The 14,873-nt window shown below is 72.1% G+C and carries 16 protein-coding genes and 1 riboswitch; of the genes, 9 read left to right on the forward strand and 7 right to left on the reverse strand.

From position 1 onward, the window contains the following. Window positions 1-27: 27 nt before the first annotated feature. Window positions 28-255, reverse strand: a riboswitch (cobalamin riboswitch). A gap of 115 nt (window positions 256-370) precedes the next feature. From ACFP2E_RS04220 to ACFP2E_RS04245, 6 genes are all read left to right on the forward strand, one after another. Then, window positions 371-1,288: a TIGR01777 family oxidoreductase gene (locus ACFP2E_RS04220; RefSeq protein WP_378521362.1), complete on the forward strand. Its 918-nt coding sequence runs from the start codon at window positions 371-373 to the stop codon at window positions 1,286-1,288. A 22-nt stretch (window positions 1,289-1,310) separates the two neighbouring features. Continuing rightward, the gene (gene lipB, locus ACFP2E_RS04225) at window positions 1,311-2,036 is read left to right on the forward strand and encodes a lipoyl(octanoyl) transferase LipB (RefSeq protein WP_378521361.1); all 726 of its coding nucleotides are present in this window, start codon (window positions 1,311-1,313) and stop codon (window positions 2,034-2,036) included. 88 nt (window positions 2,037-2,124) lie between these two features. Then, the gene (locus ACFP2E_RS04230) at window positions 2,125-3,063 is read left to right on the forward strand and encodes an ABC transporter ATP-binding protein (RefSeq protein WP_378539277.1); all 939 of its coding nucleotides are present in this window, start codon (window positions 2,125-2,127) and stop codon (window positions 3,061-3,063) included. Continuing rightward, window positions 3,060-4,043, forward strand: a complete 984-nt coding sequence (locus ACFP2E_RS04235; RefSeq protein ID WP_378521359.1) for a hypothetical protein — start codon at window positions 3,060-3,062, stop codon at window positions 4,041-4,043. Before ACFP2E_RS04230 ends, ACFP2E_RS04235 begins: the two co-directional genes overlap by 4 nt. 79 nt (window positions 4,044-4,122) lie before the next feature. After that, complete coding sequence (lipA, locus tag ACFP2E_RS04240) at window positions 4,123-5,067, forward strand: lipoyl synthase (protein ID WP_378521358.1); 945 nt, start codon at window positions 4,123-4,125, stop codon at window positions 5,065-5,067. 42 nt (window positions 5,068-5,109) lie between these two features. Further along, window positions 5,110-5,817: a DUF4191 domain-containing protein gene (locus ACFP2E_RS04245; protein WP_378521357.1), complete on the forward strand. Its 708-nt coding sequence runs from the start codon at window positions 5,110-5,112 to the stop codon at window positions 5,815-5,817. A 24-nt stretch (window positions 5,818-5,841) separates the two neighbouring features. On the opposite strand, the gene ACFP2E_RS04250 is transcribed toward ACFP2E_RS04245, so the two are convergent. Together ACFP2E_RS04250 and ACFP2E_RS04255 are read right to left on the reverse strand one after the other, a co-directional pair. Next, on the reverse strand, window positions 5,842-6,642 hold the full coding sequence (locus ACFP2E_RS04250; protein ID WP_378521356.1) for a hypothetical protein: 801 nt from the start codon (window positions 6,640-6,642) through the stop codon (window positions 5,842-5,844). Between the two features lie 86 nt (window positions 6,643-6,728). Further along, entirely contained in the window at window positions 6,729-7,130 is a 402-nt protein-coding gene (locus ACFP2E_RS04255; RefSeq protein WP_378521355.1) for an RDD family protein, read from the reverse strand. A gap of 219 nt (window positions 7,131-7,349) precedes the next feature. Here ACFP2E_RS04255 and glnA point away from each other — a divergent pair, with 219 nt between their 5' ends. Both glnA and ACFP2E_RS04265 read left to right on the forward strand, forming a co-directional pair. After that, the gene (glnA, locus tag ACFP2E_RS04260) at window positions 7,350-8,768 is read left to right on the forward strand and encodes a type I glutamate--ammonia ligase (RefSeq protein WP_378521354.1); all 1,419 of its coding nucleotides are present in this window, start codon (window positions 7,350-7,352) and stop codon (window positions 8,766-8,768) included. A 173-nt stretch (window positions 8,769-8,941) separates the two neighbouring features. Then, the gene (locus tag ACFP2E_RS04265; protein ID WP_378521353.1) at window positions 8,942-9,226 is read left to right on the forward strand and encodes a hypothetical protein; all 285 of its coding nucleotides are present in this window, start codon (window positions 8,942-8,944) and stop codon (window positions 9,224-9,226) included. A 46-nt stretch (window positions 9,227-9,272) separates the two neighbouring features. On the opposite strand, the gene ACFP2E_RS04270 is transcribed toward ACFP2E_RS04265, so the two are convergent. The 3 genes from ACFP2E_RS04270 to ACFP2E_RS04280 form a co-directional block, all read right to left on the reverse strand. Further along, on the reverse strand, window positions 9,273-9,848 hold the full coding sequence (locus ACFP2E_RS04270) for a hypothetical protein (RefSeq protein WP_378521352.1): 576 nt from the start codon (window positions 9,846-9,848) through the stop codon (window positions 9,273-9,275). A 105-nt stretch (window positions 9,849-9,953) separates the two neighbouring features. Beyond that, window positions 9,954-10,304, reverse strand: coding sequence for a hypothetical protein (locus ACFP2E_RS04275; RefSeq protein WP_378521351.1), 351 nt, complete (start codon window positions 10,302-10,304; stop codon window positions 9,954-9,956). After that, window positions 10,301-10,654 (reverse strand): hypothetical protein, encoded by a 354-nt coding sequence (locus ACFP2E_RS04280; RefSeq protein ID WP_378521350.1) that lies wholly within the window; start codon window positions 10,652-10,654, stop codon window positions 10,301-10,303. Before ACFP2E_RS04280 ends, ACFP2E_RS04275 begins: the two co-directional genes overlap by 4 nt. A 128-nt stretch (window positions 10,655-10,782) precedes the next feature. On the opposite strand from ACFP2E_RS04280, the gene ACFP2E_RS04285 reads away from it, so the two are divergent. Next, a complete protein-coding gene (locus tag ACFP2E_RS04285; RefSeq protein ID WP_378521349.1) occupies window positions 10,783-12,789 on the forward strand; it encodes a cation:proton antiporter in 2,007 nt (668 codons plus the stop codon). A 12-nt stretch (window positions 12,790-12,801) separates the two neighbouring features. Here ACFP2E_RS04285 and ACFP2E_RS04290 read toward each other — a convergent pair whose 3' ends face one another. Both ACFP2E_RS04290 and ACFP2E_RS04295 read right to left on the reverse strand, forming a co-directional pair. Continuing rightward, on the reverse strand, window positions 12,802-14,214 hold the full coding sequence (locus ACFP2E_RS04290; RefSeq protein ID WP_378521348.1) for a sensor histidine kinase: 1,413 nt from the start codon (window positions 14,212-14,214) through the stop codon (window positions 12,802-12,804). After that, window positions 14,201-14,866: a response regulator transcription factor gene (locus ACFP2E_RS04295; protein ID WP_378521347.1), complete on the reverse strand. Its 666-nt coding sequence runs from the start codon at window positions 14,864-14,866 to the stop codon at window positions 14,201-14,203. Before ACFP2E_RS04295 ends, ACFP2E_RS04290 begins: the two co-directional genes overlap by 14 nt. Between the last annotated feature and the right edge of the window lie 7 nt (window positions 14,867-14,873).

The raw sequence follows: 14,873 nt of genomic DNA on the forward strand, positions 1-14,873 counted from the left end.
ACCCGCGAGGCCTCGGACCACCGCACCCGTCGGGTGCGGTGCGCTGGCAGGTCTTCGGACTCGCGGGCACGTCGTACGGCGCCGGGTGGCACCGCTCGACCCCTACTGGCCGTCGCTTCCCGGTCCCGTCGGACCAGTGCTGATGACGGCGGTCGTTCCCACTCACCGCTGCGGGGCAGTCCCGGAGTCACACCGGGTTCCCTCTTGCCTCGACACCCCTGGGTGGGGCGTCGAACCAGCTGCGTCCGCCACCATATGTAGGGGTGGGCCCCGATGGTGGGACCCAGATGTCGTGGTCGGCGTGTCGGGCGTGTCGCGGCACTCCCCACCACCACGACCAGCCCTTGACCGGGGCTGCAAGGCTGGCGGCATGACCCGCCACGTCGTCATCGCCGGGGCCTCGGGCTTCCTGGGCCGCCACCTGAGCAAGTCCCTCATCGACCGCGGTCACGCGGTCACGGCCCTCACCCGGAAGCAGAGCTCGGCGCCGGACGAGTCCACGTGGGACCCCTACGAGGGCAAGGTCGACCAGGGCCTCATCGAGGAGGCCGACGTCGTCGTCAACGTCGCCGGCTCCCCCACCGCCGGCAACCCCCACTCGGAGAAGTGGGCGCGCGAGCTGCGCGAGAGCCGGGTCGTCACCACGCAGGTGCTCGCCGACGCCATCGCCGCGACGGACTCAAAGCCCGTGTTCCTCGCCGGCAACGCGATCGCGTTCTACGGCGACCACGGCAGCGAGGTGCTGACCGAGGACGCCGACAGCCGCGGCGACTCCCTCATGACCCAGGTCTGCCGCGAGTGGCAGGCCGCGGCCGAGCCGGCGGTCGATGCCGGCGCCCGGGTCGCGATCCTCCGCACCGCGCCCGTGATGGACCGGACCAGCCCGCCGCTCAAGCAGCTGCGGCTGCTCTTCAAGACCGGGCTCGGCGGCAGGCTGGGCGACGGCCGGCAGTACTTCCCCGTCATCTCGCTGCGCGACTGGGTCGCGGCGGTCACCTGGCTCGCGGAGAACGACGACCTCAGCGGGCCGGTGAACCTCTGCTGCCCCACCACCCCGACCAACGCCGAGTTCACCAGGGCCCTGGCGCGCGCCGTGAACCGCCCGGCCCTCACGTTCGTGCCGGCGCCGGTGCTCAAGGTGGCCGCCGGCCGGATGGCGCCCGAGGTGCTGGGCTCCCAGAACCTGCGGCCCGCCGCGCTGGAGGCCGCCGGCTTCTCGTTCCGCGACCGCGACGTCACCTCGGTCCTCGCCTCCGCGCTGGCCAAGGAGCCGAAGGCCCGCAAGTAGTGGGCGGAGGTAGGCTGCCCGGGTGAGCGAGCTTGCCTTCCGCGTCGCCGGGCTCGGCGACGACGCCGTCGAGTACCTCGCCGCGTGGGACCTCCAGCGCGGGGTCCACGCGGATGTCGTCGAGGGCCGCTCCCCCGACACCGTGCTGCTGCTCGAGCACCCGCCGGTCTTCACCGCCGGGAAGCGCACCGACCCCCACGAGCGCCCGGCCGACCCCGGCGGCGCACCGGTCATCGACGTCGACCGCGGCGGCAAGATCACGTTCCACGGCCCCGGCCAGCTCGTCGGCTACCCGATCGTCACGCTGCCCGACCACGTCAAGGTCGTCGACTACGTACGCCGCCTCGAGGAGGCGCTGATCGCGGTCTGCCGCGACCTCGGCGTCACCACCGCGCGGGTGCCGGGGCGCAGCGGGGTCTGGCTGCAGGCCGACGACAGGGGCCCGGAGCGGAAGATCGCCGCGATCGGGATCCGGGTCAGCCGTGGCGTGGCGATGCACGGCTTCGCGCTGAACTGCGACGTGGACCTCGGCTGGTACGACCGGTTCGTCCCCTGCGGCATCGCCGACGCCGGGGTGACCTCGCTGAGCAAGGAGCTCGGCCGGGACGTCACGATCGCCGAGGTCCTGCCCCTCGCCGAGCGCCACCTGCGCGAGTACCTCTCCTGGTCCGACTACACGCCGACCCCCGACTACGAGCCCCGTCCCGAGCCCGGCCGGACCCCGCGCATCCAGCTCGTCACCCCCTGACCGGTTCTCCCCGGCGAGGCCGGCGCGGGCCGTTCGAACCCGGGGTGGCAGGATCCTCGCTCGTGACTTCGGGGACGGTGGGGGCGGCGTGGCGGATCTGGTGATCGAGACCAAGGGCCTCCGCAAGGAGTACCGCACCCGGCGGGGTGGGCTGAGGGTGGCCGTCCAGGGCCTCGACCTCGCCGTCCCGGCCGGTGGTGTCCACGGCTTCCTCGGGCCGAACGGCTCGGGCAAGACCACGACCATCCGCATGCTCCTCGGGCTCTCCCGGCCGACCACGGGCACGATGCGACTCTTCGGCCAGCCGCTGCCGAAGCGGCTCCCCCACGTGATCGACCGCGTCGGCGCGGTCGTCGAGATGCCGAAGTTCGCTCCCAACTTCACCGGGCGCCAGAACCTCGCACTGCTCGCCGACTCGCGCGGGGTCGCGTCGACCAGGATCGACGCGGCGCTCGAGACGGTCGGGCTGACCGGCCGCGACGGGGACCGCTACAAGTCGTACTCCCTCGGCATGAAGCAGCGGCTGGCGATCGCGGCGACGCTCCTCAAGGAGCCCGACCTGCTGATCCTCGATGAGCCGACCAACGGCCTCGACCCCGCCGGCATCCGCGAGATCCGGGACACGATCCGTACCCTGAGCGAGACCGGCGTGACCGTGCTGCTGAGCTCCCACATCCTCGCCGAGGTGCAGCAGGTCTGCACCTCCGCCACGATCATCGGCAACGGCCGGCTGCTGGCCTCCGGGAGCGTCGACGAGCTGCTGGGCCACGGCACGGCGTTCCGGGTGGGCGCGCCCGACCTCGCCGCCGCGGCCGGTGCCCTCACGGCGTCCGGGTTCGAGGTGAGCCACGTCAACGGCAGCCTCACGGTCGAGACCGACCGCCCGGCCGCCGAGATCACCCGCCTGCTGGGCGAGCAGGGGATCTGGCTGTCCGAGCTCACCCCGCTGCGGCCGGACCTCGAGACCTTCTTCCTGGACCTGACCGCCGGGGAGCACCTCGGCGCCGAGAGCGAGGCCGTCCGATGACCCGCCTGATCCTCGTCGAGCTGACCCGGCTGCGCTGGCGACGCGCGGTCGCCGTCCTGCTGGCCGGTTGCGCGCTCGCCACCGCCGTGGCTCTCGGGGGTACAGCCTGGGAGACCCGTCCAGTGTCCCCCGAGGAGATGCGGTCAGCGCAGGCCGAGCTGGAGCGGGACCGCGAGCAGCCCTGGGTGCAGCGCGAGATCGCCCGCTGCGAGAAGAACCCGGACCTGCACGGCGCTGCCGACCCGGCCGCCTGCGAGGAGCTCGCCGGCCCGCAGCTCGACTGGTACCTCTACCGCCAGGAGCTCGGCGTCCGTACGGCGTTCCGGACCGCGGGCCTGGCCGTCATCACCGTGATGCTCGGGCTGCTGATGCTCGTCGGCACCACCTTCGCGGGCGCCGACTGGAACTCCGGCTCGATGAGCAACCAGCTGCTCTTCGAGCCCCGCCGGGCCCGGGTGTGGCTGGCGAAGGCCGGGGCCGTGCTGCTCCTGGCCATGGCGACGTCCGCCGTCCTGCTCGTCGCCTTCGCGGGTGGTCTGGTGCTGCTCGCAGACTCCCGGGGCCTCGAGGTCCCGCCCGAGGTGCCGGGGTGGGTGGCGGCCAGCGCCGGCCGCGCAGTCCTGCTGATCGGCGCGGCGGCAGTAGGCGCCTACGCGGTGACGATGCTCTTCCGCAGCACGGTCTTCACGCTCGGCGCGATGTTCGCCGTCGTCGCGGGCGCGACGGTGGTGCTGGCGACCCTCGGCGTCGGGGAGCAGTGGTACCCGCACAAGAACATCTCCGCGATCCTCTGGGACGGCGCCCGGTACTACGTCGAGTCGCCGTCCGCGTGCTTCGGCCGGGGACCCGCACCGGACGGCGTCGACTGCAGCGGCTTCGGCCGGCTCGAGCTGGCCACCGCAGCCCGCAACCTCGGGGTCCTCCTGGCCGCCGCCGTGGCGCTGTCGGTGTGGTCGTTCCGACGCCGGGACGTGCCCTGATCCGCGGCACGCGGAGTTGCGATCGGCCCGTGGGTCCGGCATTCGGCTGCGCTGGGCCCCCGGCGTACAGTTGGGCGACGTGACTGCCTCTCCGACCGCCCCTGACGGCCGCAAGCTGCTGCGCCTGGAGGTCCGCAACGCCGAGACCCCGATCGAGCGCAAGCCGGAGTGGATCAAGACCCGCGCGAAGATGGGTCCGGAGTACAAGCACCTGCAGAACCTCGTGAAGTCCGAGGGCCTGCACACGGTGTGCCAGGAGGCCGGCTGCCCCAACATCTTCGAGTGCTGGGAGGACCGCGAGGCCACCTTCCTCATCGGCGGCGACCAGTGCACCCGCCGCTGCGACTTCTGCCAGATCGACACCGGCAAGCCGCAGCCGCTCGACCGCGACGAGCCCCGCCGGGTCGCCGAGTCGGTCAGGAAGATGGAGCTGCGCTACGCCACCATCACCGGAGTCGCCCGCGACGACCTCGAGGACGGCGGCGCCTGGCTGTACGCCGAGACCGTGCGCGCGATCCACGACCTCAACCCCGAGACCGGGGTGGAGAACCTGATCCCGGACTTCAACGGCAAGCCCGACCTGCTGGCCGAGGTCTTCGAGTCCCGGCCCGAGGTGCTGGCCCACAACGTCGAGACGGTGCCGCGGATCTTCAAGCGGATCCGGCCGGCATTCCGCTACGAGCGCTCCCTCGACGTGATCACGCAGGCCCGCGACTTCGGGCTGGTCACCAAGTCCAACCTGATCCTCGGCATGGGCGAGACCCGCGAGGAGGTCTCCCAGGCGCTGCGCGACCTGCACGCCGCGGGCTGCGAGCTGATCACCATCACCCAGTACCTCCGCCCCTCGGTGCGCCACCACCCCGTCGAGCGGTGGGTCAAGCCCGAGGAGTTCGTCGAGCTCAAGGACGAGGCCGACGAGATCGGCTTCTCCGGGGTGATGTCCGGGCCGCTGGTCCGTTCGTCCTACCGCGCCGGACGGCTGTACCGTCAGGCCATGGAGGCGCGCGCCGCCTCCCCCGCCTGACCCACGATCCTCACCACCAGAAGAGAGCCAGGACGCACCGCGATGTCCAACGTCGAGCCCGACAAGATGAAGCGCCGCCAGCAGATCGCCGCCACCTACCGGATGGCGAAGCGGACGGACACGAGGCTCGGGCTGTGGGTGTTCGGCTCGTTCTTCGTCGTCGGCCTGCTCGGCGCCGCGTTCTTCTGGGTGCTGCCCCCGCAGGGCGGCTGGTTCGACGTCGTCATGGCCGTCGTCGGTGGCCTGCTGCTCGGCCTGCTCGCCGCGGTGATCATCTTCGGCCGCCGCGCGCAGAAGGCGGCGTACGGCCAGATGGAGGGGCAGGTCGGTGCCGCCGCGAGCGCGCTGTCGATGCTGCGCCGCGGCTGGAAGACCTACCCGATGGTGGGCTTCACCAAGCAGCAGGACGTCGTCCACCGGGTCGTCGGCCCTCCGGGCATCGTCCTGGTCGGTGAGGGCAACGCCGGCCGGCTGCGGACGCTGCTCGCCAACGAGCGCCGCAAGCACGAGCGTGTCGCCGCCGAGGCCCCGATCCACGAGGTCATCTGTGGCCGCGGCGAGGGCGAGGTCCCGCTGCCGAAGCTGGTCCGCCACATCCAGAAGCTCGGCAAGAACCTCAAGCCCTACGAGCAGACCGAGCTCATCGGCCGGCTCCGGGCGCTCGACGCCAACCGCTCCAACATCCCGCTGCCGAAGGGCCCGGTGCCGACGAGCATGAAGGGCATGCGCGGCAACATGCGCGGCCGCTGAGCCGCACCGGGAGCGCGCAGCGGCTCAGCCGATCCCCCGCACCTCCGACGGGTCGACGACCTCGTCGTCAGCCGGCGCCGCGATGTCGACCGGCTCGCCCCACGCGGTCGCGTCGACCCGCACGTTGGTGGTGATCCCCAGGGCGCTCACCTGCATGTCGAGGCGCCGCAGCTGGTACTCGCCGTCGAACCAGACGTCGTACTCGACGGTCTCGGGCAGGCCGGTCGCGGGCATGCCCTGCTCCTCGGCGACGGCGGCCGCGTCGAGCACCACCGCGAAGTGGTTGAACTCGTCGCCCTGGATGTCCTCGGTCCCGACGAACACGACCCGCTCGATCGCCGGCTCGAACTCGGCGAGCAGGCCCTTCGGGTCGAGCTGCCCGGTCAGGTCGGAGAGCTCCGAGGGCAGCTCCTCGCTGTCGGCGTCGTACCTGACGAACCGGTCCTCGCTCATCGGCCCGAGGTTCACGTAGTAGACGCCCTCGACCGCGCGGGCCTCGAAGGCGCGCTCGCCGATCGAGGCGCCGGCCAGCGTGAACGCCACACTCGTCGGGTCGGTCGTGTAGTCGATCTCGCCGTCGATCTCGAACTCCTGGCCGGCGACGCCGAGCTCGGCGTCGACCTGGGCGGTCGTCGCCTCGTCGAGGCCCTCGGTGTAGTCGGCGACGAAGTCCTCGACCGGGACCTGCTCACCGGGCGGGGGAAGCTCCTCCGCCGCCTCGGCGGCCGTGGTGCCCTCGGGGTCGCCCGCGCACGCGGCCGTGCCGAGCAGCAGCGGCAGCGCGGCGGCCGCTGCCGCCGCCCTGGTCGCGGTGGTACGTCGCATGCCGGTCCTTCCCGATCCATCGGTCACGTGCGTCAACGCTACGGGCCGCACCCTGAGGCGGCCGGGAGCCGGCGAGCCGGTCGGGCTCAGCGGGCCGCGAGATCCCCGGACTTCGCCGTCCGGAGGGTCACGACGGCAGAGCCGGCGGCGAGGTCGTGCAGGCCGCGACCGTCGGGCTTGAACACCAGCGGCGGGATGACGAGCGCAACCAGCACGGCCCGCAGCACCGACCTGAGGAAGTCGACGTTGCCGCCGTCCTCGACCCGGACGACGCGGAGCCGGGTGAGGACCTGGCCGAACGAGCCGCCGATCGTCGGCACGAGGACCGACGCCTCGAGCACGAACATCATGAGCACGAGCAGGTTGAAGGTCGAGTCGCCGGTGCCGAGCTCGGGGAAACCGACGAGCGCGACCACCACGAGGGTGGAGGCGAACCAGTCGACGAACAGGGCGCCGGTGCGGTGCGCCCAGGAGGCGGTCTCGATCACGGGGTCACGCTACCGGCGGGGCGGTCGGGGCCGGTCGGGGGCACTGCAGGCCCGGTCCCGCCCTCCCGGGGACCTGTTACATGCGCGAAACAAAACCGATACGGTCGAGAAACTGCTCCCACCTACGTTGCGTGGAAAGCCCGGTGCAGCGCCGCACCGCGCTCCCTCGCACAGACTTGCCGGCCGCCTCCGGAACGTGGACGCGGTCAAGGAGGACGAATGTTCGCAAACAGCGACGAGCTGCTGAAGTACCTCAAGGACGAGAACGTCGAGATGGTCGACGTCCGGTTCTGCGACCTGCCGGGCATCATGCAGCACTTCACCGTGCCGGTCTCCTCGTTCGACCAGTCGGTCTTCGACGACGGCCTCAACTTCGACGGCTCCTCGGTCCGCGGCTTCCAGGCCATCCACGAGTCCGACATGGCGCTCTTCCCGGACCCGACGACGGCGTACCTCGACCCGTTCCGCTCCGCGAAGACCCTGGTCGTCAACTTCTTCATCCACGACCCGCTCACCGGCGAGGCGTACTCCCGCGACCCCCGCAACATCGCCCGCAAGGCGCAGGCGTACCTCGCCAGCACCGGCATCGGCGACACGGCGTACTTCGCGCCGGAGGCGGAGTTCTACGTCTTCGACTCGGTCCGCTTCGAGACCAAGCAGAACGCCGGGTACTACCACATCGACTCCGAGGCCGGCGCCTGGAACACCGGCTCCGAGGACAACAACCGCGGCTACAAGGTGAAGTACAAGGGCGGGTACTTCCCCGTCGCGCCGTACGACCACTTCGGCGACCTCCGCGACGAGATCGTCATCGAGATGGAGAAGGCCGGCCTCCTCGTCGAGCGGGCCCACCACGAGGTCGGCACCGCCGGCCAGGCCGAGATCAACTGGCGCTTCGACGAGCTGCTGAAGAGCGCCGACGACGTCATGAAGTTCAAGTACCTCGTCAAGAACGTCGCGTGGCGCAACGGCAAGACCGCGACCTTCATGCCGAAGCCGATCTTCGGCGACAACGGCTCGGGCATGCACTGCCACCAGTCGATCTGGAACAACGGCGAGCCGCTGTTCTACGACGAGACCGGGTACGCCGGGCTGTCGGACATGGCGCGCTACTACATCGGCGGCATCCTGAAGCACGCGCCGTCGCTGCTGGCGTTCACCAACCCGACGGTGAACTCCTACCACCGCCTGGTCCCCGGCTTCGAGGCCCCGGTCAACCTGGTCTACAGCCAGCGCAACCGCTCGGCCTGCGTCCGGATCCCGATCACGGGCCCGAACCCGAAGGCCAAGCGCATCGAGTTCCGCTGCCCCGACCCGTCGTCGAACCCGTACCTCGCGTTCTCCGCGATGCTGCTCGCCGGCATCGACGGCATCAAGAACAAGATCGAGCCGCACGAGCCCGTCGACAAGGACCTCTACGAGCTCCCGCCGGACGAGCACGCCAACATCCCGACCGTGCCGGGCTCGCTCGACGCGGTGCTCGACTCGCTCGAGGCCGACCACGACTTCCTGCTCGAGGGTGGCGTCTTCACCCCCGACCTGATCGAGACGTGGATCGACTACAAGCGCACCGCCGAGATCCAGCCCGTCGCGCTGCGGCCGCACCCGCACGAGTTCGAGCTGTACTTCGACATCTGATCCCGCGCGCAACGGCCCCGACCCACGTTCCGTGGATCGGGGCCGTTGCGCATGCCGGGACCACGAGGGACGCCCTGCGGCGTGACCTGGGCGCCACCAGCCGCGGCGTACCGTGGTGGTCGCAGTTCTCGAGTGAGCCACTCGTCAGGCGGGACGCAGGGAAGGGCATTGGCATGGGCGCAGCGATCGGACTCGTGATGGTCGCAGCGGCGTTCCTGGTCGGGCTCCAGGTGGGCCGGTCGGCCGGCAGGGCGACCGTGGCCCTTCCTGCGGGTCCCGAGCTCGCCGTCGCCGAGGAGACGCTCCGTCACCACCGGCACTTCGAGCACCATCTCCGCGAGCTCGTCTGGCAGCACCGCGACCTCGATCCCGACCTCGCCACCATCGTGCTGGACGAGTTCCGCCGCTTCGAGCAGGACCCGTCGCGCTGGAGGCCGCCCCCGGGGAGCACCGACTAGCCGTACTGCCCGGGGAGGTTGGTCAAGCGGCTGATGTGCGCTGACCTCAGCGGCGGATCTCGGTCAGCTTGAAGCCGACGAAGTCCCGCGGGTCACCGACGGGCACGCCGTTCTCGACGACGAGGTCGGCGGTGCCACGGACCTTGTACTCGGTGCCGTCGGTCCCCATCGCCTTGCCGTTGACGGAGTTGAAGATCTCGAGGAGGTCGTCCGAGATGACGCTGATGCGCACCTTCAGGTCGGCCTGACCCGTGGCGAACGGCTGGGGCGGCGCATCGCCTTCCGCGATCCCCGGACAGATCGCCCCGAGCCAGGTCGGGATGTCGTTGAAGTCCGTCTCGTAGAGGTAGATCGGCTGGTGCTTGTCGTTGACCTTCAGGTCGACCGTGCCGTCATTGCGCAGGAACACGCGCAGCGGCGCCGTCCCGGGATCGTTGAAGTCGCAGAACTGCTCGAGTGGCCCTCCGGAGAACAGGGCCACGTTGGGTTGCTGGTCGAAGGTCCCGTAGAAGAACCCGAAGTCGAGCTCGTCCTCGATGAATCCCTGTGGGTCGGCGCTCGCGGGCGGGGCCACCGCCGCCACCAGCGCCAGGGCGAGGCCGGCCGTCAGTCTCTTCAGCATGGGTTCCACTCCCTCTCAGGCACCCCGCGCATCGAGGCCACCCACGCTAGGCAGGGTTGCGGGACGCAGTGAAGCCCCAATGTGGAGTACGCGCCGGCAGGTGGCTCAGGCCACGGAGTACGGCGGAATGAGGAGCCCTGCCACGACGAGTGCCCACCCGATGAACAGCCACGGGTAGTGGCGGGCAGTCGGCGCCCCCGGCTCGCTGATCTCACGGAGCCGGCCGCGGTAGCCGAGGAAGGCGCACACCGACCCGGCGAGGCCGAGCGGCACGCCCAGCCAGAAGACCTTGACCCCATCGGGGCCCCAGGCGAAAGCGCCGTAGAGGCCCGCCCCACCCAAGCCAACGAAGACCAGCGGGAAGGCAACCCGCAGGAGCGCCCACCACTCGAGCTGCTTCACGGTCCGGTTCAGGTGCTCGTCCTCCCGAGGAGTGAGCTGTCGCTTGCCTGTCATGGACTCCACTCCACGATCTTCTCGCCACGTCTCAGCGACGCGTGCCGACGGTACCGGTCGGACATCTCGGCATCGTCCCGCTCGAGTCGATCGATCTCGGCGCGTGCGTCGCCGACGATCTCGTCTCGGACCTCGTCGGCACTCCAGTGGGCGCCGATCTCCTCGGCCACCGTTGCCTGCGCATCCTGGTAGGCGGAAGCGAACAAAGCCATGAAGCCGGAGAACGCGCCCACGTTCGCGCACGGACCGTGCACCAGGTCCTCGACCCGACGAAGGTGGACCTCCTGGTCACGGCAGAGGTCTGCGAGCTGGGTCATCCCAGAGAACGAGGCATGCACTTCCCCCGCCACGAACCTCCCCCTGTTCATCCTCGCGTCCACAGGTTCGGCGCGATCATGCTCCCCATCTCCGCACTGGACCAAACCTCCCAGTGGTGCGCCCGGTACCGTCGCTGGATCCGCGCGCGGAAGGAGCGGGCATGACCGTACTGGCGGGCACCGAGGTGCCGGCGTACCTCGCTCCGGCGGCGGCGCTCGTCGTCGCGGCGGCGCTGATCGGCTACCTGAGCGTGCGCGCCCGGGTGGTTCCGATCGTGGGGTTCCTGCTGGCGGGCGTGCTGATCGGGCCCGCCCAGCTCGGCCTCGTCGCCTCGACCGAGGCGGTGGACGCGGCCGCCGAGGTCGGCGTGATCCTGCTGCTCTTCACCATCGGCATCGAGTTCTCCCTCGAACGCCTGGCCCGGGTGTGGCGCTGGATCGTGTTCGGTGGCGGCGGTCAGGTGCTGCTGGCGACGCTGGTCACGACCCTGCTGGTCGGCCTCGCCACCGACGACTGGCGGACCGGCCTCTTCACGGGGTTCGTGGTCGCGCTGTCGTCGACCGCGATCGTGCTGACGATCCTCGCCGATCGGCGGCAGACCTCGACGGTCCGTGGCCGGTTGGCCCTCTCGGTGCTGATCCTCCAGGACCTGGCCGTCGTCGCCATGGTGGTCGTCGTACCGCTGCTCGGCGCGGACGCCGACGGTGGCGCGGGCGCACTGGTGCGCGCGCTGGGCACCGCCGTGGCCGTCGTCGCTGTCGTGCTCGTGGTCGCCCGGCGGCTCATGCCTCCCGTGCTCGAGAAGGTCGCCGCGCTCTGCTCGCCCGAGGTGTTCCTGCTCGCGGTGGTCGCGATCTGCTTCGGTACGGCGTACCTCACCGCCCTCGCCGGCGTCAGCGTCTCGCTCGGGGCGTTCCTCGCGGGCCTGGTGGTCAGCGAGTCGCGGCAGAGCACGCAGGCGCTCTCGGAGGTGCTTCCGCTCCAGATCATCTTCTCGGCGGTCTTCTTCGTGTCCGTCGGCATGCTGCTCGACCTCGGCTTCCTCGTGTCGAACCTGCCGCTCGTCCTCGGCCTCGCGGCGGCGGTCCTGCTGCTCAAGACGGCAACCACTTTCGCGGCGCTGCTCCCGACCGGGGTCGGCTGGCGGCAGGCGGTGGCAGCGGCGCTCCTGCTCGGCCAGATCGGGGAGTTCTCGTTCGTGCTGCTCACGGTCGGCGACGACGCCGGCCTGAGCCCGGCCGGCCTCGGCGACGACGGGTTCCAGGCCGTGGTCGCGACGACGGTCCTGCTGATGGTCGCGACCCCCGCTCTCGCCGCCGCGGGCGACCGGCTGCTGCGAGGCCAGCCCGCGCCCGAGCTCCCCGAGGCCGCTCCCTCGCACGCCGACGACGAGGACCGGGCCGACCACGTCGTCCTGCTCGGGTGGGGAGAGGACAGCATCGCCCTGGCCCGCGAGCTGCAGGGCCGCGGCGTCGACGTGGTGATGACGACGCTCAACCCGGCGGGAGCGCTGGCGGCCGAGCAGTCCGGCGTACCCGTGATCACCGGCGACTCGACACGGGTCGCCGTGCTCGAGCGGGCCGGGCTGACGCGCGCCCGCATGGTCGTGATCGCCGAGGACGAGCCGGAGCAGGCGGCCCGGGTGGCCACGGTCGTCCGGGGGCTCACCGACGCGCCGCTGATGGTGCGCGCCCACGGCGACGTCGACCTCGACGCGCTGGCGGCGGCCGGGGTCGACCACGTGGTCGATCCCTCCGTGGCGAGCCGGTGGCGGCTGTTCCAGGCGATGCTCGACCGGCTCGCCATGCCGCGCCCGGCCATCCCGCCGCCCGGGACCGGCGACCGCACCTGGGCCGACACCACCCGTCTCATGCACGTGCCCGTCCCCGACGACTCGGGCTGCTCGCACGCCGCGGACTCACGCCCGGTCCTGCCGACCGCGGCCGCCTGCCTCGACTGCCTGCGCGCCGGCGACCAGTGGGTGCACCTGCGCGTGTGCCTCGCGTGCGGCAACGTCGGCTGCTGCGACTCCTCCGCCGGCCGTCACTCGCGCGCGCACCACGAGGCCACCGGTCACGCGGTCATCGGAAGCGCCGAGCCCGGCGAGGACTGGGCGTTCTGCTTCGTCGACGACGTGACGTTCGAGGTCGGTGCCGCCGCGGGCTGAGGCGCGGCCCCGTCAGGGGCGCGTCACGGGGGGACCCTCGGGGGCCGGGGCGGCAGCCCCCGCGACCTCACCCGTGGGATCGTCGGGCGAGGCGCCCGGGAGACGGACCGTGAAGCGGGTCCACCCGTCCTCGGTGCGGGTTGTGGTCACGTCTCCTCCGAGCTCACGGGCGAGCCTGCGGGCCAGGGGCAGCCCGAGCCCGGCCCCGGTCCCGGAGCTGACCCCGGGCAGGAAGATGCGCTCCCGGTCCACCTCCGGCGGCCCCGGGCCGTCGTCGTCGACGTGGACCGCCACCGCCTCGCCGTCGGATCCGCCGTCCACGACCAGGCGCGCCCGGTCGCCGTGGCGCAGTGCGTTGTCGAGGAGCGGCCCCACCGTGCGGACGGCCACGTCGAGCGGCACCCCCACGGCGACGCTCGTGGCGGACTCCCGGTCGGGCAGCTCGACAGTGCGGCCGGGGGGCAGGGCCTGCACGAGAGCGTCGACGACGGCTGGGAGGGAGGTCGCGCGGCGCGCTCCCCCGGGCGAGAGTCGGGCCGCGTCGAGCAGCGTCGCGATGGTGCGGGCCATGCGAGCGCACGCGTCCCGGATGCCGGCGACGTCCTGCCGCGCGGCGTCGTCGAGGTCGTCCCGCAGGGCGAGCAGGTCGGCCAGGCCCTGCACTGCCGCCAACGGCGAACGCAGCTCGTGCGCGATCTCGGCGGTCAGCCGCCGCTCGGCGGTCAGCGCGCCCGACACCTGGTCGAGGAGCCCGTTCAGGGTGTCCGCGAGGAGGTTGAGCTCCGGATCCCCGCTCGCCACGTCGAACCGACGGTCGAGGTCGTGCCGGCTCCAGGCCTGGGCGGTGCGGGCGATGCGGTCCACCCGGTGCATGGTCTGGCGGCCGACCCAGGCCGCGGCGCTCGTGGCGACGAGGACGAGCGCGGCGGCAGCCGCGAACGCCAGCAGCAGAGCGAGCCGCCGGGCGCTCTCGTAGCCCCGCACCTCCGCGACCGCCACGACCGTGAACCGGGTCCCGTCCGGCCCGGTGAGCGGGGTCGCCCGCAGCCGGTAGTCGTCGCCGACCGTCCGTGTCGTCGGGCTCCCGGACGTCGCGAGCTCCCGGTACGTCGCGGCCAGGCTCGCCAGCGGGCGGCCGGCGACGGCGACACCGTCGCCGTCGTAGACGACCGTCCCCGGCTCGACACGGTCCGCGTCGACGCGCACCAGCGCGCCGGGACCGGTGGTCACTGCCGCCCGCGCGGCGGCGGTCCGGTCGTCCAGGACCTGGTCGGCTCCCCGGGCGGTCAGGCCCTGCACGCTCCAGGCCACGATGGCGACGAAGACCAGCCCGGTCGCCACGCTGCCGGCGAGCGCCACGAGGACCGGCCTGCGCCACAGGAGTCGGGCCCTCGACCCCCGGACCCGCGGCTCAGCCACGGTCATCCGGAACCCGGTAGCCGACTCCCCGCACCGTCTCCACCGTGACCGGCGCCTCGACGGAAGCGAGCTTCTTGCGGATCTTGTGGACGAAGGCGTCCACGGTGTTGTCCTGGACGATCGCGCCGTCGGGCCAGCCGGCGGCCAGCACCTCGCGCCGGCGTACCACCTCCCCGCGGCGGCCGAGGAGCAGCGCGAGCATCCGGAACTCGGTGGGCGACAGCAGCGCCTCGCCCCCGGGGGTGCGGACGGCGTGCCGTCGAGGGTCGAGCGCCAGGGAGTCGTCACCGACCTCGCGGGGCGCGCGGCGTGCGAGCGCCTCCAGCCGGGCGGCCAGGACCGACAGCTCGACCGGCTTGGCGACGTAGTCGTCGGCCCCGGCGCCGAAGCCCGCCAGCACGTCATGGGTCTCCCCGAGGGCGGTCAGGAACAGCACCGGCGCCGCCTGGCCCGACGCCCGCAGCGCCAGGCACACGTCGCGGCCGTCGGAGTCCGGCAGGCCGATGTCGAGCACGACAGCGTCGAGCGGCGAGCCGACGAACAGGGCGATCGCCTCCGCCCCGTCGTGGGCCGCCACCACGTCGTGCCCCAGGTGGCGCAGCCCGCGCACCAGCACGTCGCGGATCACCGGGTCGTCCTCGCACACACCGACGTTCACCCCTCCA

Origin of the sequence: Nocardioides sp. GCM10027114, assembly GCF_042659625.1 — a bacterium.
GTDB lineage: Bacteria > Actinomycetota > Actinomycetes > Propionibacteriales > Nocardioidaceae > Nocardioides.